Source organism: Nocardia sp. NPDC004415 (genome assembly GCF_053602435.1).
In genome coordinates, this window is sequence record NZ_JBSGDP010000001.1 from 82,114 (window position 1) to 100,340 (window position 18,227).

The 18,227-nt window shown below is 70.6% G+C and carries 18 protein-coding genes; 8 read left to right on the forward strand and 10 right to left on the reverse strand.

What is annotated here, in order from left to right; all coding sequences use genetic code 11:
* Positions 1-43 precede the first annotated feature (43 nt).
* Both ACWEMY_RS00405 and ACWEMY_RS00410 read right to left on the reverse strand, forming a co-directional pair.
* On the reverse strand, positions 44-1,561 hold the full coding sequence (locus ACWEMY_RS00405; protein ID WP_452388248.1) for a DUF7782 domain-containing protein: 1,518 nt from the start codon (positions 1,559-1,561) through the stop codon (positions 44-46).
* Between the two features lie 91 nt (positions 1,562-1,652).
* Positions 1,653-2,396 carry a VOC family protein gene (locus ACWEMY_RS00410; RefSeq protein WP_452388249.1) on the reverse strand — a complete coding sequence of 248 codons (744 nt, stop codon included), beginning with the start codon at positions 2,394-2,396 and terminating at the stop codon, positions 1,653-1,655.
* A 363-nt stretch (positions 2,397-2,759) separates the two neighbouring features.
* Between ACWEMY_RS00410 and ACWEMY_RS00415 the strand changes: the two genes are divergently transcribed.
* Positions 2,760-3,989, forward strand: a complete 1,230-nt coding sequence (locus ACWEMY_RS00415; RefSeq protein WP_452388350.1) for an MFS transporter — start codon at positions 2,760-2,762, stop codon at positions 3,987-3,989.
* Here the strand turns inward: ACWEMY_RS00415 and ACWEMY_RS00420 are convergent.
* On the reverse strand, positions 3,986-4,402 hold the full coding sequence (locus ACWEMY_RS00420) for a DUF3099 domain-containing protein (RefSeq protein WP_375929049.1): 417 nt from the start codon (positions 4,400-4,402) through the stop codon (positions 3,986-3,988). The genes ACWEMY_RS00415 and ACWEMY_RS00420 overlap by 4 nt on opposite strands.
* 84 nt (positions 4,403-4,486) lie before the next feature.
* On the opposite strand from ACWEMY_RS00420, the gene ACWEMY_RS00425 reads away from it, so the two are divergent.
* Positions 4,487-4,726, forward strand: a complete 240-nt coding sequence (locus ACWEMY_RS00425) for a DUF3039 domain-containing protein (RefSeq protein WP_189024012.1) — start codon at positions 4,487-4,489, stop codon at positions 4,724-4,726.
* On the opposite strand, the gene ACWEMY_RS00430 is transcribed toward ACWEMY_RS00425, so the two are convergent.
* The gene (locus ACWEMY_RS00430) at positions 4,696-5,676 is read right to left on the reverse strand and encodes a YihY/virulence factor BrkB family protein (RefSeq protein ID WP_452388351.1); all 981 of its coding nucleotides are present in this window, start codon (positions 5,674-5,676) and stop codon (positions 4,696-4,698) included. The genes ACWEMY_RS00425 and ACWEMY_RS00430 overlap by 31 nt on opposite strands.
* A gap of 397 nt (positions 5,677-6,073) precedes the next feature.
* Here ACWEMY_RS00430 and ACWEMY_RS00435 point away from each other — a divergent pair, with 397 nt between their 5' ends.
* On the forward strand, positions 6,074-7,753 hold the full coding sequence (locus tag ACWEMY_RS00435) for a DEAD/DEAH box helicase (protein WP_452388352.1): 1,680 nt from the start codon (positions 6,074-6,076) through the stop codon (positions 7,751-7,753).
* A gap of 17 nt (positions 7,754-7,770) precedes the next feature.
* Here ACWEMY_RS00435 and ACWEMY_RS00440 read toward each other — a convergent pair whose 3' ends face one another.
* The gene (locus tag ACWEMY_RS00440; RefSeq protein ID WP_452388250.1) at positions 7,771-8,388 is read right to left on the reverse strand and encodes a TetR/AcrR family transcriptional regulator; all 618 of its coding nucleotides are present in this window, start codon (positions 8,386-8,388) and stop codon (positions 7,771-7,773) included.
* A gap of 137 nt (positions 8,389-8,525) precedes the next feature.
* Here ACWEMY_RS00440 and ACWEMY_RS00445 point away from each other — a divergent pair, with 137 nt between their 5' ends.
* Positions 8,526-9,263 (forward strand): SDR family NAD(P)-dependent oxidoreductase, encoded by a 738-nt coding sequence (locus ACWEMY_RS00445; RefSeq protein ID WP_452388251.1) that lies wholly within the window; start codon positions 8,526-8,528, stop codon positions 9,261-9,263.
* Between the two features lie 57 nt (positions 9,264-9,320).
* Here ACWEMY_RS00445 and ACWEMY_RS00450 read toward each other — a convergent pair whose 3' ends face one another.
* Both ACWEMY_RS00450 and ACWEMY_RS00455 read right to left on the reverse strand, forming a co-directional pair.
* Positions 9,321-9,869, reverse strand: coding sequence for a hypothetical protein (locus tag ACWEMY_RS00450; RefSeq protein ID WP_452388252.1), 549 nt, complete (start codon positions 9,867-9,869; stop codon positions 9,321-9,323).
* Positions 9,869-11,614: a DEAD/DEAH box helicase gene (locus ACWEMY_RS00455; protein ID WP_452388353.1), complete on the reverse strand. Its 1,746-nt coding sequence runs from the start codon at positions 11,612-11,614 to the stop codon at positions 9,869-9,871. The genes ACWEMY_RS00450 and ACWEMY_RS00455 overlap by 1 nt, the downstream gene beginning before the upstream one ends.
* Before the next feature lie 125 nt (positions 11,615-11,739).
* Between ACWEMY_RS00455 and ACWEMY_RS00460 the strand changes: the two genes are divergently transcribed.
* Positions 11,740-12,495 carry a TetR/AcrR family transcriptional regulator gene (locus ACWEMY_RS00460; RefSeq protein ID WP_452388253.1) on the forward strand — a complete coding sequence of 252 codons (756 nt, stop codon included), beginning with the start codon at positions 11,740-11,742 and terminating at the stop codon, positions 12,493-12,495.
* Between the two features lie 235 nt (positions 12,496-12,730).
* On the opposite strand, the gene ACWEMY_RS00465 is transcribed toward ACWEMY_RS00460, so the two are convergent.
* The gene (locus tag ACWEMY_RS00465) at positions 12,731-12,925 is read right to left on the reverse strand and encodes a DUF7455 domain-containing protein (protein WP_029903635.1); all 195 of its coding nucleotides are present in this window, start codon (positions 12,923-12,925) and stop codon (positions 12,731-12,733) included.
* 404 nt (positions 12,926-13,329) lie between these two features.
* Between ACWEMY_RS00465 and ACWEMY_RS00470 the strand changes: the two genes are divergently transcribed.
* The 3 genes from ACWEMY_RS00470 to ACWEMY_RS00480 are packed head-to-tail and all read left to right on the forward strand — an operon-like array spanning position 13,330 to position 15,405.
* Complete coding sequence (locus ACWEMY_RS00470; RefSeq protein ID WP_452388254.1) at positions 13,330-13,701, forward strand: DUF952 domain-containing protein; 372 nt, start codon at positions 13,330-13,332, stop codon at positions 13,699-13,701.
* Positions 13,702-13,738: 37 nt separating this feature from the next.
* Positions 13,739-14,221, forward strand: coding sequence for a cation:proton antiporter regulatory subunit (locus tag ACWEMY_RS00475; protein ID WP_375929036.1), 483 nt, complete (start codon positions 13,739-13,741; stop codon positions 14,219-14,221).
* A 5-nt stretch (positions 14,222-14,226) separates the two neighbouring features.
* Positions 14,227-15,405: a cation:proton antiporter gene (locus ACWEMY_RS00480; protein ID WP_452388255.1), complete on the forward strand. Its 1,179-nt coding sequence runs from the start codon at positions 14,227-14,229 to the stop codon at positions 15,403-15,405.
* Here ACWEMY_RS00480 and ACWEMY_RS00485 read toward each other — a convergent pair whose 3' ends face one another.
* Entirely contained in the window at positions 15,406-16,395 is a 990-nt protein-coding gene (locus tag ACWEMY_RS00485; RefSeq protein ID WP_452388256.1) for an MHYT domain-containing protein, read from the reverse strand. It abuts the gene before it with no gap.
* 250 nt (positions 16,396-16,645) lie between these two features.
* Positions 16,646-18,019 carry an RNA polymerase sigma factor gene (locus ACWEMY_RS00490; RefSeq protein ID WP_375929030.1) on the reverse strand — a complete coding sequence of 458 codons (1,374 nt, stop codon included), beginning with the start codon at positions 18,017-18,019 and terminating at the stop codon, positions 16,646-16,648.
* Positions 18,020-18,227: the final 208 nt, after the last annotated feature.

Genomic DNA, 18,227 nt, shown 5'->3' on the forward strand with positions numbered 1-18,227 from the left:
AAGCGGAGCTACCGGGAACCAGTGGGCACGCACACCGTGCCATTCACACCGGAATCACCAGTCCGTGACGCACCAGACCGCTGACCACACCGAGCGCCTGGCCGGCGAATTCCGCGGTGACCTCGTCGGCGCCGTCGGCGAAGGCGAGGAGTTCGATCAGTTCGGACAACGGCAGACCGTCCGGCCGCATTCCCGCGACCAGCGCGATCGTCGACTCGTCGACCTCGTGCTGCCAGCGCGGCCCGTCGCCGCGGTGCAAGCGCGCGACCTGCTGATCCCAGCCGGAGGTGCCGTGCAGATACACCCGTTCCAGCGCGGTGGCCGGGCTCGGCGCGAACCGGGCGTTCCACGCCAGGTCGGGATCGTCGGCGACGGCCCGCAGCCACGCCGACCGGGCGAAATAGCCGTCCACCTCCTCACCCAGCGGGTCGTCGAAGCCGTGTGTGAGGTCCTCGGCGAGCAGTTCGGTGGGCCCGTCGATCGAGCGCAGGTACACGAAACCGAACCCGACACCGGTCACCTCGGCGGCCTCGAAGGCGTCGAGCCACTGTTCGGCGCGTGCCTGGGCGGCCGGATCGCGAGGGTCGAGCCCCGCGTCGCGCAGCCAGGTGCCGACGTAGAGCGCCGGGTCGGCCACGTCACGCTGCACCACCCAGGCGTCCACACCGTGCGCGGGCAGCCACGACGAGACCCGCTGACGCCAGTCCTCGCCCTCGACGTGCACCCACGCCGCCAGCATGGACGCGGTGCCGCCGGGAGCGAGCAGCGCGGGCGCCTGCCCGATCACCAGCTCACTGGCACCGTCGAGCGCCAGACCCGAGTCCCGGTAGGTGTGCTCGATGCGCGCCGGGCCGACCACGAACGGGGGATTGGCCACGATCCGGTCGAAACGGCGACCCGCCACCGGCTCGAACCAGGAACCCTCGAGCAGTTCGAGGTCGAGCTCGTTGAGCGCCGCGGTGGCCTCGGCCAGCCACAGCGCCCGCGCGTTGACATCGGTGGCAGTCACCTTGCCCGCGTAACCCGCCGCGTGCACGGCCTGCACACCGCAGCCGGTGCCCAGATCCAGCACGGTGCCGACCGGTGCGGTGGGCGTGGCCCGCAGCAGCGACAGCGAGGCGTGCCCGACACCGAGCACGTGGTCCTCGGTCAGTGTCCGCCTGCGCATCGAGTCGTCGAGGTCGGACAGGATCCACCGCGTGCCCGTGCCGGTGTCGAGCGGCCGCAGATCCAGCGCGGCCCGGACCTCGTCACCGTCGCGCACCAGCAGCCCGGCCTCGATCGCGGCGTCGACGCGCACCGGGGCCAGCGCCGCGCCCACCGCGCGGTCGGGCAGGGCGTCGCCGAGCAGGAACAGCCGGATCAGGGTGCCCAGCTCGCCCGCCGCCCGCGCGGCCCGGCGCACCGGCACCGGCTCCGAGCGGCTCAGCGCCGCGTGGACATCCACGCCGAGCGCCTCGACAAGGGTGTCCGCGTCGTAGCCGACCCGCAGCAGCGCGGTCCGCAGATCCGGGCACAGCGCGGTGAGCGGGGAAACGGTCGTGGTGGGGTTCGTAGGCACCCGCCTACTCTGCCAGGACCGCACCCGGCCCGAACCGCCAGCTACACGACGGTGGCGCCTGACGCGTCGACGCAGGTGGTTCGTGTCGCGTTCAGCCGGTGTAGGGGTCGCGGCCGGTGACGCAGTAGTGCGTGGCGCCGGGGTCGCGCAGCACGATCCACTGCGGGGTCTCGGCGATCCGGGTCGCACCCAGTGATTCGTGCCAGGCGGCTGTGGCGGCGATGTTCGAGGAGGCCAGGTCGGCGTGCGCGCTGGCCGGGCGTGGATCGTCCAGCCGCTGTAACAGCAGGTGCAGCGGCTGGTCGTGACCGCGCAGACGGGAGAACTCGGCGCGACGGCCGGGTCGGTGGGTCCAGCCGGTGAGCGAGTGCCAGAAGTCGGTGTCGGCCGCGAGATCGGCGGGGGACAGATCGAGGCACACCTGGTCGAGGCGGGTGACCGTGCCGTCCGGCGCGGTCGACACGGTCACCGGCGGGACCTCCGGGCGCGCGGACGGGCCGCGGTCGGCCGGGGTGAAGCAGAACGTCTGCCCGGCGGGGGACCGCAGCACGGTGTAGTCCTCGGCGACGGTGAGCACCCGGGCACCGAGCGCGGTCGCGGTGTCGACGGCGGCGGGGATGTCGTCGACATCGAGGTCCAGGTGGATGCCACCGTCGTCGCCGACGCGCTGCATCTTCAGCCAGGCGGGGCCGTCGGCGGGGAGCAGGGTCACGAATTCGCCGTGCTCGCCGCGGGGTTCGGACACGGTCGAGCCGGTGACCGTCGCCCAGAAGCGCACGCACTCGTCGAAACCTGTTGCGGGACGGTCGAGGAATGCCCAGGTCCAGCGAATCATGCTGTCTCCCTTGCGGTGTGGATCGAACGGTCACGAACCGGCGCGCTCGCGGGTCACCCTGCCCGACGGTAGGCCGTGTGTGCGGCGCTGTCGATGCTTTTCCGCGGACCGAGCGAGTTGGCAGGATTTCGGCGAAAGATGTCATCCCGGCCACTCGTTCGTACCCCGGCCATCCGGCACCCTGATCCGGTGACCGATCTCCGCCCGCCCCTCGACGACGCCACCGCCGCGCAGTCCACCGGCCCGGCCCCGGCGGCCGAACGCGACGGCCTCGATGGCCCGGGTGACCGCACCGGGCATACCGATGTCGCCCCCGGCGCGTCAGCGCGCAAGCACGAGGCGGATACGCGCAGTCCCACACGCCTGCACCCGGCGTGGATCGTGGCAGGCGTCGGCTTCGTGGCCCTGCTCGGCGCGGCCGCGTTCCGCTCGGTGCCCAGCGTCCTGATGGAGCCCCTGCACGCCGAATTCGGCTGGTCACACGCCACCATCTCGGCCGCGGTCTCGCTGAACATGCTGCTCTACGGCCTGATCTCGCCCTTCGCCGCCGCGCTGATGGACCGCTTCGGCATCCGCCGCGTGGTGTGCGCGGCCCTGGTGCTGATCGCGGCGGGCAGTGGTCTCACGGTGTTCATGACCCAGGCCTGGCAGCTGGTCGCGACCTGGGGGCTGCTGGTCGGCCTCGGGGTGGGATCGATGTCGATGCCGTTCGTGGCCACCATCACCGGGCGCTGGTTCGTGCGCAGCCGCGGCCTGGTCACCGGCGTGCTCACCGCCGCGGGTGCGACGGGACAGCTGGTGTTCCTGCCGCTGGTGTCGATGCTGGCGCACGAGCACGGCTGGCGGCTGCCCTCGGTGCTGGTGGCCGTGGTGGCGCTGGCGGTGGTGCCGCTGGTGTGGCTGTTCGTGCGCGACTATCCCAGCGACGCCGGGGTGCGGGCCTACGGCGCCCCGGCTGGCTCGGACGTGGGCGTGCGGGCGTCTGTGGCCGGTGGAGCGGGCCGGGCCCTGCGGGTGCTGGCGGACGCGGCCCGCACGCGGGGCTTCTGGCTGCTGGCCGGGGGTTTCGCGGTGTGCGGGGCCTCGACGAACGGGCTGGTCGGCACGCACTTCGTCACCGCCGCCCACGATCACGGCATGCCGCCGACCACGGCAGCCGGGCTGTTGGCCCTGATCGGGATCTTCGACGTCGCGGGCACCATCGCCTCGGGCTGGCTGTCCGACCGCGTCGACCCGCGCTACCTGCTGCTGGGTTACTACTCGCTGCGCGGCCTGTCGCTGCTGATCCTGCCCTCGCTGCTGGGCCCGCACACCCAGCCCAGCATGTGGGTGTTCGTGATCTTCTACGGCCTGGACTGGATCGCGACGGTCCCACCGACGGTGCTGCTGTGCCGGGAATTGTTCGGCGCCGACGGCCCGATCGCCTTCGGCTGGGTGTTCGCCGCCCACCAGGTCGGCGCCGCGATCGCGGCCACCGGGGCGGGTCTGGTCCGTGACCTGCAGGGTTCCTACGACCTGGCCTGGTATCTGGCGGGTGCGCTGTGTGGTGCCGCGGCGCTGATGTCGGTCCTGGTGCGCAGACCGGCGCGCTAGTCGATCGCCTTGCGGTGCCCGGATTCCAGGGCGATCTGATTGTTGCGCCCGTCCCAGCGGCTCGGTTCGTTCTTGGTGCGCGGGGGCCGGTCGTTGGCGATGAGCACCGCGATCCACGGTAGCGGCACCGAGGCCACGATGATCAGGATCGAGATCAGCGGATTCTCGAACATGCTGTAGGTGATCGCGGCCAGGACCAGGCACGGGATCCGGAACGCCATGATGATGGTGTAGCGGCGCACGCGGGCCCGATGCTGTTCGTCGAGCGACGGGGCCGCCTCGGTGATCAGGACCGGATGCCGCTCGTCGGCGCCGGGGAAGTACCCGCGCGAGGAACGGGCCGCGGCGGGCTCGGTCACCGCCGGGTCCGGGGTGGGCTCGCCGGCGCCGGAGGTGTCGCCGTTGGACTGCATACCCCCGAGTCTTCCACTCGCCTGCGCGGCGCGCACACGCGGCTGGTCAGCGGGCCGGGCCGGGGATGCGGCATCATGGAAGGCGTGAGTACAGACACTCTGGTACGCCCGGAAACCACGACCGACGAGACGACCGGCGACGACGTCCCCAAGTTCTTCCACTACGTGAAGAAGGACCGGATCGCCGAGAGTGCCGTGATGGGCACGATGGTCGTCGCCCTGTGCGGTGAGGTCTTCCCGGTGACACGCTCGCCCAAGCCCGGCTCGCCCGTCTGCCCGGACTGCAAGAAGGTCTACGACGGCTTGCGCAAGGGCGGCGACTGAGCGGTCCGATCGCCCGGTGAGGCCGACGCCCCCGAGGCGGCGTCGGCCGGTGGCTCGTCGTCGCCACGGACCTTGCTCAGCCATTCCTTGACCTGTTCGATCCGGGTCGCGCGGGCAGGCCAGAACTCCTGCACCGCCGCGTTGAACTCCGCGCCAAGGATCACCGCGAATCCGAGGAAATAGGTGAACAGCAGGAACGCGATCGGGGTGGCCAGCGCCCCGTAGCTCACGCCGGTCGCGGTGATCCAGGCCAGATACCTGCGCAGCAGATCACTGGCCGCGAGGAAGAACACCCCCGCCACCAGCGCGCCGCCGAAGAGCCGGTGCCAGGGCAGCGATTTGTGCAGCGCCAGCTTGTAGAGGGTGGTCAGGCCGACGATCAGCAGCATGCCCACGATCGGGTAGTAGAACGTGTCGATCAGGCGCAGGCCCGGCTCACGCCAGTGCTCCGGCAGCACTTGCCCGATCCGGGTGGGACCGAGCGCGATCAGCGGCAGGATCAGCACCGCCGCCACCAGGAACTGCACGTAGAGCAGCAGCGCGAAGATCCGCTGCCAGACCGGATGCCGGGCATCCTGCTGGCCGTGGGCCTCCACGATGGCGTCGACGAAGGTCGCCATGGCCGAGGAACCGGCCCACAGCGACAGCACGAAACCCACCGACACCACCGCGCCGCGCCCGCGCCCGAGCACGTCGTCGACGGTCGGTTCGATCAGGTCCGAGACCACCGACGGGCTGAAGAACTCCCGACTGAACGCGATGATCTTGGCCTCGACGATCTGCACCGTGTCCGGCCCGAACAGCCCGCCCACATAGCCCAGGCTGCCCAGTAGCCCGAGCAGCAGCGGTGCCAGCGACAACGTCTGCCAAAAGGCGGCGGCGGCGGATTTGGCGAAGATCGAATTGTCCCAGCACTTCTGGGCCACCCGGACCACCAGCCGCCACGCCATGAGCAGCCACCGCACCACCCTGGTGTGTTCGCGGGGCTGTTGCCCGGTGGCCCCGGTCGCGGTGGTGGGCGGCACGGCGGACCCGTCGCGCAGGGGTGCCTGCGGCGGGTGCGGCGCGTCGGCCGCGCGGACCTGGTCGTTGCTCATCTCGTCTCCAGCATCCCGCACGACAGTGGTCCGTGTGGTGCGGCCCGGGCATCGTGTCGGCGGGTAACAGGTAAATGGCCGGTGACCTCGGGGTCGTTTGTGATGCCGGTCGCGCACCCCGCGTCGGTTTGGCGACACGCCGCCTCGGGCGGCTAGGGTCGTCTGCGTGACTGGGTCGGGTGGCGTCGCTGCGGCGAGAGAAGCGGGTACACCGGGCGATACGGCCGCGGGGGGTGCCTCGGGAGGTTCCCTGCGCGCCTGGCAGCGGCGCGCGCTGACGAAATACCTGGCCACCAAGCCGCGCGACTTCCTCGCCGTCGCTACGCCGGGCGCAGGCAAGACCACCTTCGCGCTGCGCGTTGCCGCGGAGTTGCTGGCCGATCGCACGGTCGATCAGATCACCGTGGTCGCGCCCACCGAACACCTCAAGCACCAGTGGGCCGCCTCGGCCGCCCGCTCGGGCATCCAGCTGGATTCGCGCTTCTCCAACTCCGCCGGTGGCACCTCCGGTGACTACCACGGCGTGGTGGTGACCTACGCGCAGGTCGCCGCGCATCCCACCCGGCACCGGGTGCGCACCGAGAACCGGCGCACCCTGGTGATCCTCGACGAGATCCACCACGCCGGTGACGCGAAGACCTGGGGTGAGGCCACCGAAGAGGCCTTCGGTGACGCCACCCGCCGTCTCGCATTGACCGGAACCCCGTTCCGCAGCGACGATTCGAAGATCCCGTTCGTCACCTACGAACCCGACGAGGCCGGTTTCCCGCGCTCGCGCGCCGACCACTCCTACGGCTACGCCGACGCCCTGGCCGACGGCGTCGTGCGCCCGGTGGTGTTCCTGGCCTACTCCGGCGACGCGCACTGGCGCGACAGCGCGGGCGAGGAGCACACCGCCCGCCTCGGTGAGCCGCTCAGCGCCGAACAGACCGCCCGCGCCTGGCGCACCGCCCTAGATCCGGCCGGTGACTGGATCTCGGCGGTGCTGCGCGCGGCCGACACCCGCCTGCGCCAGCTGCGTGCCTCCGGCATCCCCGACGCGGGTGGCCTGGTGATCGCCACCGATCAGGAACGCGCCCGCGACTACGCCGAACTGCTCGAACACATCTCGGGCGAGCGGCCCGCGGTGGTGCTCTCCGACGACCCGCAGTCCTCGAGCCGCATCGACGAGTTCGCCAAGGGAACCCAGCCCTGGATGGTGGCGGTGCGCATGGTGTCCGAGGGCGTCGACGTGCCGCGCCTGGCCGTGGGCGTGTACGCCACCAGCGCCTCGACCCCGCTGTACTTCGCCCAGGCCATCGGCCGGTTCGTGCGTGCCCGCAGGCCCGGGGAGACCGCGAGCGTGTTCCTGCCGTCGGTGCCGGTGCTGCTGGACCTGGCCGCGCAGCTGGAACTGCAGCGCGACCACGTGATCGGCAAGCCGCACCGCGAGAAGAACGCCCTCGACGACGAACTGCTCGTCGACGCGAACAAGACCAAGGACGAGCCCGGCGAGGAGGAGAAGTCCTTCGTCGCGCTGGCCGCCGACGCCGAGCTCGACCAGGTGATCTACGACGGTTCGTCCTTCGGCACGGCCACCATCGCGGGCAGCGACGAGGAGGCCGACTACCTGGGTATCCCCGGCCTGCTCGACGCCGAGCAGATGCGCGCGCTGCTGCGGGAGCGCCAGACCCGCCAGCTCGCCGACCGCAGCGCCCAGGAGACGGCGGCCCCGCGGCCCGCCGCGGTCGCCGAGCGGATCGCCACCTCCGACAAGCTGGGCGAACTGCGTCGTGAGCTCAACAGCCTGGTCGCCATGCACCATCACCGCACCGGCAAGCCGCACGGTGTGATCCACGGTGAACTCCGGCGCGAATGCGGTGGTCCGCCGACCGCGTTGGCGACCGCCGATCAACTCGGCGAGCGCATCGCCGCCCTGCGCAAGCGATGACTCGTCGCCGCCGACCGTCAGGCGCGCAGGTCCTGCGGTACCGCCGCGGCCAGCACCCGTAGCGCGCTGTCGACCGCGGCACTCAGTTCGGCGTGCCCGACGCCGTCCCTGGCCTGGATCGACAGTCCGTAGAGCACGGTGCTGTAGAACGTGGCGAGCGCGGCGGTGTCGGTGCCGGGTGCCAGATCGCCCTCGGTGACGCCGCGATCCAGGCGGGCGCGGATGTCGGCCTCGGTCGCGCGGCGGGCCTCGACGAGGAACTCGCGGACCGGCGCGTTGCGGCTGGTGTAGGTGGCGCCGGCGAGCACCACCATGCAGCCGTGCGGCAGTTCCGGATCGGTGTAGGCGACGATGTTGTCGCGCAGCATCGCCTCGATCGCGGCGTAGGCGGTGGATTGCTCGCGCAGGGCGCGGTCGGTGAGGCTGCCGTCGGTGCGGCCGTAGAGGTCGATCGCGGCGCGGAACAGTGCTTGTTTGTCGCCGAAGGCGGCGTAGAGGCTGGGGGAGTTGATGCCCATCGCCGCGGTGAGGTCGGCCATCGAGGCGCCGTCGTAGCCGTGTTCCCAGAACACCTCCATGGCACGCCGCAGGGCGAGGTCACGATCGAAGCCGCGCGGTCGGCCGCGTTCTGCCATGGCGCACCTTTCTGTGTCGATCGACAAATATACCCGCCCATGATTCTGTATCGATCGATAAGAAACTCTTGACGGAGGTGCCGGTCGTGCGCTTGTCTATTTGTGTATCGACCAACACAAAATTAGGAGCGAGCCCGATGACGAGCACCGAGACGGTGGCCCTGGTGACCGGCGGCAGCCGGGGGATCGGCGCGGCCATCGCCCGCAGGCTGGCCGCCGCGGGCACCGATGTGGCCCTGACCTATCGGCACGACGACACGGCCGCGGAGTCGGTCGCCGCCGACATCGAGGCGCTGGGGCGCCGGGCGCTGCCGATCCGGGCCGACAGCGCCGACGCCGCCCAGGTCGTCGCCGCCGTCGACCGCACGGCGCGCGAGCTGGGCGGGCTCGACGTGCTCGTGAACAACGCGGGCATCTTCCCGGCCAAGCCGTACGAGGAGTTCACCCTCGACGAGATCGACAACGCGCTGAACATCCACGCGCGGGCCGCGTTCGTAGCGGGCCAGGCGGCGCTGCCGCATTTCGGCGCGAGCGGGCGGATCATCTCCATCGGCACCAACCTGTCCGAGCACGCGCCCTTCGGCGGGCTCGCGCTCTACAACCTCAGCAAGTCCGCGCTCAACGGCTACACCAAAGCCCTCGCGCGCGAACTGGGTCCGCGCGGAATCACGGTCAATCTCGTGCAGCCCGGTTCCACCGACACCGATATGAACCCCGCGGGCGGTGAGCACGCCCCGCTGCAGCGCGAACACAGCGCGCTCGGCCGATTCGGCACCGCCGACGACATCGCCGAGACCGTCGCGTTCCTGGCCGGGCCCGCGGGCCGGTCGATCACCGGCGCGTTCTTCACCATCGACGGCGGCACCAACGCGTGAGACGACCGCAGGCACCGCACCACGGCAGTGCCTGATGATCGTTGCCTGGGGCGAGCGTCAGTGGGCGGCGCCGAAGAACTGCGCGGGGTCGAGGGTGTGCAGGCTGGTCCAGCGCGCCTCGGTCGTGGGGGACTCGGTGTTCACGGTCGCGTCGAAGTAGCCCTGGAGTTCCAGTGCCAGGCGCGGATTCTCGTCCACCTGCCCGGCGATCGTGTACAGCACCGCGAGCACGTGCACGCACCGGTCCGTCCGCGCCGAGCACGAGCAGTCGACGCTGACCAGGGTCGGCGCGGGGGAGTGGCCCGCGTCGACCAGTGCCCGGTGCATCTCGTCGGTGAGCACCGTCGGATCGGGAATGATCCGCGCGATCGCGGTGGCCGTCGCGCGGTCCAGCGGTGCCACCTCGACATGCGCGACCGAGGCCTGCCCGCCGCGATGCAGGTGCGCGCGCACCGTGCGTTCGCCGATCTCGGTGCGCACCCCGTGGTTTCGGGCGATGCTGCGGGCGCGCGGCAGCAGCGGTTCGGGGCGGGTCTGGCGCAGCGGTTCGGCCAGGCGCACCCAGTCCCGGCCCCAAGCCGTGTATCCGAATTCGTTGTCGGGCATCAGTTCGCTCGCTTCCGGCGCAGGATGTCGACGAGGGCGTCGTCGTCGAGGCGGGCCAGCTCGGCGATGCCCGCGGCATCGGAGAGATCGGTCAGCGCCGACTTGCGGGTGTGCATGGCCGCGATGTGCTCCTCGACGGTGGTGGCGCTGGTCAGCGTGGTCACCGTGACCGTGCGGGTCTGCCCGATCCGGTGCGCCCGGTCGGAGGCCTGGGCCTCCACGGCCGGATTCCACCAGCGGTCGAAATGGATCACGTCGGCGGCGCGGGTGAGGGTGAGTCCGGTGCCCGCCGCGCGCAGGCTCAGGATCAGCACCGGCGGGCCGCCGGGGGACTGGAACTCGGTGACGATCTCCCCGCGCCGGTCGGCGTCGAGTCCGCCGTGGAAGAACGGCGCGGTGATCCCGAACTGTTCGGCGAGATGGCGCACCAGCAGGTCACCGGTCTTGCGGTACTGGGTGAAGATCAGCGTCGGGTCGCCGGTGTCGAGATTGGTGGCGACGATGTCGGTGCACAGATCGAGTTTCCCGGAGCGTCCGGCGAGCTCGGCCAGGTCGCCGGAGACCAGGCCGGGGTGGTTGCACACCTGTTTGAGCTCGGTGAGCGCCGCGAGCACCCGCCCTTGGCGTTGCAGGCCGGAACCGAATCCCTCGTCCACGGCCCGGGCCAGCGCCGCGTCGTACACCCGCTCCTGCTCGGCGGACAGATCACAGAGCAGATCGGTGTGGATCTTGGCGGGCAGCGTGGCCGCCACCTGGATCTTCTTGCGCCCCAGCACCACCGGCTCGACCGCATCGCGCAGCCGGGCCGCCGCGGCAGCCGACCCCTCCTCGATCGGGCGCACGAATCGGCGCCGGAACTGGGTGCGGTGCGCGAACAGTCGCGGCACGGTGAGATTGAGCAGGGCGAACAGCTCGTCGAGATGGTTCTCCACCGGCGTGCCGGTGAGCGCGACCCTGGCCGCGGCGGGCAGTGCCCGCGCCGCCTTCGCCACCTGCGTGCGCGGATTCTTCAATGCCTGCGCCTCGTCGAAAACCACTGTCGCCCACTCGCGCTCGTGCAGCAGCGCGCCGTGCAGACGCAGCGTCGGATAGCCGGTGACCACCACCGCGCCCGCCTCGGCCGTGACTTCGCCGCCACGCCAGGCGTGCGCCTTCAGCCCGGGAGCGAATCGCGCGATCTCGTGCACCCAGTTGCCCACCAGCGAGGTCGGGCACACCACCAACTGCGGTCCCTCGGCGGCCCGTCCCTGCAAGAACCCGATGGTCTGCACGGTCTTGCCGAGACCCATCTCGTCGGCCAGCACCGCGCCGCCGTACGCGGCGACCGTCTCGCGCAACCAACCCACGCCCCGCACCTGATACGGCCGCAATGTCGCGTCCAGCACCCGCGCGAGCTCCGCGTCCAGCGCGGCGGTCTCCCGCAGTACCCGCAACGCCCGCTCCGCCGACACGATCGCTGAACCCACCGCGTCCGGCACGGCGTGCGCCGCCGGAGGCAGTGCGCCGACCGTCACCGATGTGGTGTCACCGCGGGCGAGCAGTGCACGCCAGGCCACGGTCGAGGGGGCGAGGGTGCCGTTCATGACAGCGAGCTCGCCGGGTGTGACGACGGTGGTCGGGATCGTGACGGGCTCGATGGCCCCGTGCTCGCCGACGGGCAGGGCCAGGACCAGCTCCTCGGGGTCGCCGAGGCCGGTCGGTGCCGGGCCGGGGGCGTGGCCGGTCCAGGTCCACAGGGCGAACAGGTGGCGGTCGGGGAGATAGGTGGCCTGGGTGGCGGGCAGAGCGGTCTCCTCTGATCGGGCGGCGGGAACGATCGAACAACGTACACTGTACCGAGTTTGTTCCCGCTTGCCAGAAAGGCGAAATCGTGCCCATCGACGGCGCCGAGAAGTCCACCGCGCAGGCCGGCCAGATCCTCGAACTGCTGTGGCGGCACGTCCTGCCCGCCAAGCCCGGCGCCCGGGGGCCCAAGCCCGGTCTCACCGTCGACGCCGTGGTCGCCGCGGGGATCGCCCTGGCCGACCGCGACGGCATCGCCAAACTCACCGTGCGCGCGGTCGCCGCCGAGCTCGGAGTGCGGGCGATGAGCATCTACACCTATGTGCCGAGCAAGGAGGCCCTGCTGGCGCTCATGGTGGACACGGTCGCCGCCGAGGACGCGCCCCTCCCCGCCGACCTGCCGATCCGCGACCGGATGATCGCCGTGGCCACCGGCGTGCGCGCCGAACTGCTCACCCACCCGTGGCTGCTCGAGGTGTCGCCGTGGCGTCAGGTGCTCGGTCCGGGCCGGATGCGCCGCTACGAGAACCAGCTGCGCGCGATCGACGGCGCCGGACTGAGCGATCTGGCGATGGACCGGGCGATCGCGGTGCTCACCGACTTCGCCACCGGCAACGCCCGCCTCGCCGTCGCCGCGGCCGGTGCGGCCGAGCTCCTCAGCGACGCGGACTGGTGGGCCGTGCACGGCCCGCTGCTCGCCCGGATCGTGCCCGCCGACGAGTTCCCGCTGGCAGGGCGGGTCGGCGCGGCGGCAGGCGAGCACCACCAGGCACCCGCCGACCCGGACGGCGCCTTCGCCTACGGGGTCGCCACGCTCGTCGACGGCATCCTTGCCGACCGCTGACCGGCCGCCGCTGTGACCGGCCGCCGCTTCTGACCGGCCGCCGCTGGCAGATCGGCCGCCGCTTCTGACCGGCCGCCGCTGGCAGATCGGCCGCCGCGTCACCGACCGCGGGTGCGCGGAACCGGTTCGTCGGTCGGCCCGACCCCGGATACGGCGACAGCGGGCGCCCTGTCCGGGTCGCCCGCTGTCGGGATGTTCTGTTGTCGGATGCTGTTGTTTCGGACGCGAGGAGTGGTCAGAGAGCGGGAGCGGATTCCGTGTCGATCACGGCTTCGAGCTCGCGCAAGCGATCCATGTGTTCATTCGCGTGGTGCTGGCAGAAGAGCAACTCGCCACCCGCGGGAAGAACGGCACGCACTCGGGCAGCCGCCCCGCAACGATCGCAACGATCGACGGCGGTCAGTGGGGTGCTGGTCAGGGTTCCTGGCATGACTCCTCCGTCCCGGCTCCCGGCGCTTCGTGGCCGTTCGCCTAGGTGTGGGCCCCGTGGTCACTCCACGAGGCTCGCATCCGCTACTTCCCAGCAGTGGTACGACTACTCTGTCAGACGTTCGGGGTTCAGGCTTTGTTCCCGGAAGTGAATCTTTGTGTTTTCGATAACACGACCTGCGGTTTCGCTGAAAGCGAACAGGATCAGGCCGCGGTTTTCGAGCACTCGCCGAACACCTGCGGAGCCGTTGCGCCACCTCCCACTCGAGACCGTCACTCACCGATATGTCGCTCGCTGCGGTGTTGCTCGTTACGTACCGAGCGTGACCGCCACAACGAGCGTGGAACCCGGTGTTGTGACAGCGTCTTGTTCGTCCGAACCTGTTGTCTACCCGGAGATTACCCGTGACCTCTGACACTCACACGCTGGTTCACCTGTGTACTTCCCAAGAATGGTTGCAACTGCGAAACGACGGCGAACGCAGGCCGCCGTCGCTGGCCGAGAGCGGCTTCGTCCACCTGTCCACTCCCCAGCAGGTGCACCTGCCCGCGAACCGCCTGTTCGCCGGGCGCGCCGACATGATGGTGCTGTGGCTGGACCCGGACAGGTTCACCGCGCCGGTGCGCTGGGAGCCGGGAGTGCCGACCGATCCGGACTCCATGCTGTTCCCGCACCTGTACGGCCCGCTGCCGCTGGCGGCGGTGCTCGCGGCCGAGGACTACCGCCCCGGTCCGGAGGGCGAGTTCGGCACGCCCCGGCGCGGCACAGTGGCGTAGGCCACATCCGGGAGCGGGCGCGACTACGCTGGACGGGGTGAACGTCGACGTCACAGCGCTACCGGGAATCGGAGTGCGCAAGGATTTCGAGGTCAGGTCGGGTCGCCGCGTCGGGGTCGTCGCGCACCGCGACGGCGACATCGACCTGATCGTGTCCAAGCCCGAGGACCCCGACGCCATCGCCGCCCAGGTGCCGCTGTCCACCGACGAGGCGTCGGTGCTGGCCAACCTGCTCGGCGCACCGCAACTGGTCGCCAAACTCAACGACGACCATCGCGACCTGCCCGGCATCACCACCCGCCAGCTCGCGGTCCACGACGAATCACCCTATGCCGGGCGCACTCTCGGTGAGACCGGGATGCGCACCCGCACCAAGACCTCGATCGTGGCGGTGATGCGGGCAGGTCAGCTGCACCCCTCGCCCGGCCCCGACTTCACCTTCACCGAAGGCGATCTGCTCGTCGTCGTCGGGACGCCGGACGGCCTGGACGCGGCCGCGAAGATCCTCACCCACGGCTGACCGCCGTGACCTCGCAGGCACTGGCTCTGGTCGAGCTCGGTGTGATCCTGTGTGCGCTGGGTGTGTGCGGTCGGGTGGCGGGCCGGTTCGGGATGTCGCCGATCCCGCTGTATCTGCTGGGCGGGCTCGCCTTCGGGCAGGGTGGGTTCATCGACTTCGACGCCGCCACCGAGTTCGGTCATCTCGCCTCCGAGATCGGCGTCGTGCTGCTGTTGCTGCTGCTCGGGCTGGAGTACACCGGCCCCGAGCTGATGACCGGCCTGCGGCGCTCCTGGGCCGCCGGAGTGCTGGACCTGGTGGCCAATGCGCTGCCCGGCGCGGCGGTGGCGCTGATCCTGGGCTGGGGCGCGGTCGGCGCGGTGGTGCTGGGCGGGGTCACCTACATCTCGTCGTCGGGGATCGTCGCCAAGGTGCTCGACGACCTGGGCAGGCTCGGCAACCGCGAGACCCCGGTGGTGCTGTCGATCCTGGTGTTCGAGGACCTCGCCATGGCGGTCTACCTGCCGGTCCTCACCATGATGCTGGCGGGGCTGAGCCTGCTCAGCGGGCTGGTGTCGCTGGCGATCGCGCTGGCCACCATCACCGTGGTGCTGGTGGTGGCGCTGCGGTTCGGGCGAGTGGTCTCGGCGGTGCTCGACAGCGCCGACCGCGAGGTGTTCCTGCTGCAACTGCTCGGCTCGGCGCTGCTGGTGGCCGGGGCGGCCTCGGCGCTCAACGTCTCCGCCGCGGTCGGGGCGTTCCTGCTCGGCATCGCCATCTCGGGGTCCACCGCGCACGAGGCCACCAAGGTGCTCGAACCGCTGCGCGACCTGTTCGCCGCGCTGTTCTTCGTGGCCTTCGGCCTGTCCATCGATCCGGGCGCGGTCCCACCGGTGTTCGGGTGGGCGGTGCTGCTGGCGGTGGTCACCTCGGCCACCAAGCTGGCCGTCGGCTGGTGGGCGGCGGGCAGGCAGGGCATCGGCACGATGGGCCGGGCCAGGGCGGGCGCGGCGCTGGTGGCGCGCGGCGAGTTCTCCATCGTCATCGCCGGCTTGGCGGTCGGCTACGGCACCGCCGACGCGCGCCTGGCCGCGCTCGCCTCCGCCTATGTGCTGCTGATGGCGATCCTGGGACCGGTCGCCGCCAGGATCGTCGAACCGGTGGTCGAATTCACCCGTCGCCGTGCGGGTTCGGCGCCGGTGTGATCAGTCCACGACCCGGCGCGGCCAGGCGCCCGCCCCGTCGTAGACCAGTTCCTCGGTGCGGTACTCGATCGGCTCGCCGCCCGGTGTCACCGGTGTGGTGGACGCGGGACGCGGGGCCGTGGGCTGTGGAGCCCGGGCCATGGCGGGCTGCGCGGCCCGGGCCGCGGCGGGCGGGGTGATCCGCGTGTCGGCAGGCGGTGCCGAGGGGGTCCGGCGGGCCGGGCGCGGCTGGTGCCGGGAGGTCAGCCACATCCGCGGCAGCGCCTCCTCGTTCTCGATCTCGGTGAGGCTCACGCTGATCAGCACCAGCATGGTGACGATGCTGCTCACGCCGATCAGCGGCGCGAGCAGATCCATCGCCCCGGCACCGGTGGGCGGGGCGGCATGGTGGTTGGAGTGCGCGTGCATCGCGGCCATGCCGGTGTAGTGCATACCGCACACGGCCACGCCCATGATCAGCGCGGCACCGACGGTCGCCAGGAAACCCTTGACGCGCAAGGTGAACCACAGCGCCACCACCGAGGCGACGACCGCGATCAGCATCGACAGTGCCACGGTGCTCGCGTCGTAACTCAGCGTCGCGGTCGATTTCATCGCGTACATGCCGGTGTAGTGCATGGTGCCCACGCCAAGGCCCGCGATCGTGCCGCCGCCCAGCAGCGAGCGCAGCGTCGGCTGCGGCTTGTTGACCATGAACAGCCCGATACCGACGACGACCATCGCGGTCACCGCGCTGAAGAGCGTCAGCGGAATGTCGTAGCGGATGTCGGCGCCCCGAATGGTGAAGCCCAGCATGGCGATGAAATGCATGACCCAGATGCCGGTTCCGCCGATGGCCACGGCCGCGCCGATGAGCCAGCCCGTGCGTCCCTCGGTCGCGTTGCGGCCGCGCGCGGCGCACTGCAGCCCGAGCAGGCATCCGGTGACCGACATGAAGTACGCGAGAACGGGGGTGATCCAGCCGTAGCTGAAGTGATAGATGTCGAGCACGCCGCGAAAACCCTCAATGCCGGTCCTGCAGACCGGCAGCAGTAGAACGAAAAAGCCGCCTGTGACGATACGGTGAAGATCGTGAATCCGCGTCACTCACAGCGCAATACAGCACTGTGGGGTTGATCACGAAACGATTACCGTCGGGCGTGGCTGGATAATACAGACCATTCGGAATGTCCATCCGGAAATAAAAAGAGGCCCGCGTCCTCCCCGGAGGGAGAACGCGGGCCTCGTCGCGAGTGACGACTCAGTCGAGGTAGTCGCGCAGCACCTGCGACCGGCTCGGGTGGCGCAGCTTGCTCATCGTCTTCGACTCGATCTGGCGGATGCGCTCACGCGTCACGCCGTAGACCTGGCCGATCTCGTCGAGGGTGCGCGGCTGACCGTCGGTCAGGCCGAAGCGCAGCCGCACCACGCCCGCCTCACGCTCGGACAGCGTCTCCAGCACCGACTGCAGCTGATCCTGCAGCAGGGTGAAGCTCACCGCGTCGACCGCGACGACGGCCTCGGAGTCCTCGATGAAGTCGCCGAGCTGGCTGTCGCCCTCGTCGCCGATGGTCTGGTCCAGCGAGATGGGCTCACGCGCGTACTGCTGGATTTCGAGGACCTTCTCCGGCGTGATGTCCATTTCCTTGGCCAGCTCCTCCGGCGTGGGCTCGCGGCCCAGGTCCTGGAGCAGCTCGCGCTGGATGCGGCCGAGCTTGTTGATGACCTCGACCATGTGCACCGGGATGCGGATGGTGCGGGCCTGGTCGGCCATGGCGCGGGTGATGGCCTGACGGATCCACCACGTCGCGTAGGTCGAGAACTTGTAACCCTTGGTGTAGTCGAACTTCTCGACCGCGCGGATCAGACCCAGGTTGCCCTCCTGGATCAGGTCCAGGAACGCCATGCCGCGGCCGGTGTAGCGCTTGGCGAGGGAGACCACCAGGCGCAGGTTGGCCTCGAGCAGGTGGTTCTTGGCCCGGTTGCCGTCGCGCACGATCCAGTTGAAGTCGCGGCGCGTGGTGACCGAGAGCTTCTCGCCCGCCTCGGCGAACTCGCGCATCTTCTCCGCGGCGAACAGGCCCGCCTCGATCCGCTTGGCGAGTTCGACCTCCTCCTCCGCGTTGAGCAGCGCGACCTTGCCGATCTGCTTGAGGTAGGCACGCACCGAGTCGGCCGAGGCGGTGAGCTCGGCGTCCTTGCGGGCCTGCCGCAGCGCCTCGGACTCCTCCTCGTCCCAGACGAAATCGCCGGAGGCCTTGTCCTTCTCGGAGGGCTCCTCGGTCTCGGTCTCGGCTTCGGCGGTGTCCTCGGCGGCCTCCTCGACCAGCGCGTCGCCGTCGGTGAGCTCGTCCTCGGAGACCTCGAGATCGCCGAGGTCGTCGAGTTCGATCGACTCGTCGTCGAGCTGCTCCTCGCCACCCTCGGCCGAGGTCGCCTTCTTGGCGGCGGCTTTCTTCGCCGGAGCCTTCTTGGCGGCAGCCTTCTTCGCCGGAGCCTTCTTGGCAGCGGCCTTCTTCGCCGGAGCCTTCTTGGCGGCGGCCTTCTTGGCCGGAGCCTTCTTGGCCGGGGTTGCGGCGTCGTCGGCCTCGGCGTCGGCCGAGTCGGCGGTCTGACGGGTATTCGTGGCTACCACGTACGCCCTTTCGTGACGGTCTCGTGCGGCGTCACGCCAGAGTGATTTTCCGGCGGAGCGGTCGGTCGGGTTGCACCGGCGGTGCGTCGGTCGGGTGCGGCCGGCGGAAGCACCGGCTCGAGCGCGACCGGCCGCGGCCGGAAGGTTTCACCGGCTCACCGCCGGACGTGTTCCATTGTAACGATCCAACCAGGGTACTCACGGCACG

What these genes read in the sequence shown, in the direction of transcription:
- ACWEMY_RS00440 (WP_452388250.1), bottom strand. Translation starts at nt 8,388, where the DNA reads ATGGCAGAACGCGGCCGACCGCGCGGCTTCGATCGTGACCTCGCCCTG.
- ACWEMY_RS00445 (WP_452388251.1), top strand. Translation starts at nt 8,526, where the DNA reads ATGACGAGCACCGAGACGGTGGCCCTGGTGACCGGCGGCAGCCGGGGG.
- ACWEMY_RS00450 (WP_452388252.1), bottom strand. Translation starts at nt 9,869, where the DNA reads ATGCCCGACAACGAATTCGGATACACGGCTTGGGGCCGGGACTGGGTG.
- ACWEMY_RS00430 (WP_452388351.1), bottom strand. Translation starts at nt 5,676, where the DNA reads ATGGCGTGGCGGCTGGTGGTCCGGGTGGCCCAGAAGTGCTGGGACAAT.
- ACWEMY_RS00465 (WP_029903635.1), bottom strand. Translation starts at nt 12,925, where the DNA reads ATGCCAGGAACCCTGACCAGCACCCCACTGACCGCCGTCGATCGTTGC.
- ACWEMY_RS00410 (WP_452388249.1), bottom strand. Translation starts at nt 2,396, where the DNA reads ATGATTCGCTGGACCTGGGCATTCCTCGACCGTCCCGCAACAGGTTTC.
- ACWEMY_RS00420 (WP_375929049.1), bottom strand. Translation starts at nt 4,402, where the DNA reads ATGCAGTCCAACGGCGACACCTCCGGCGCCGGCGAGCCCACCCCGGAC.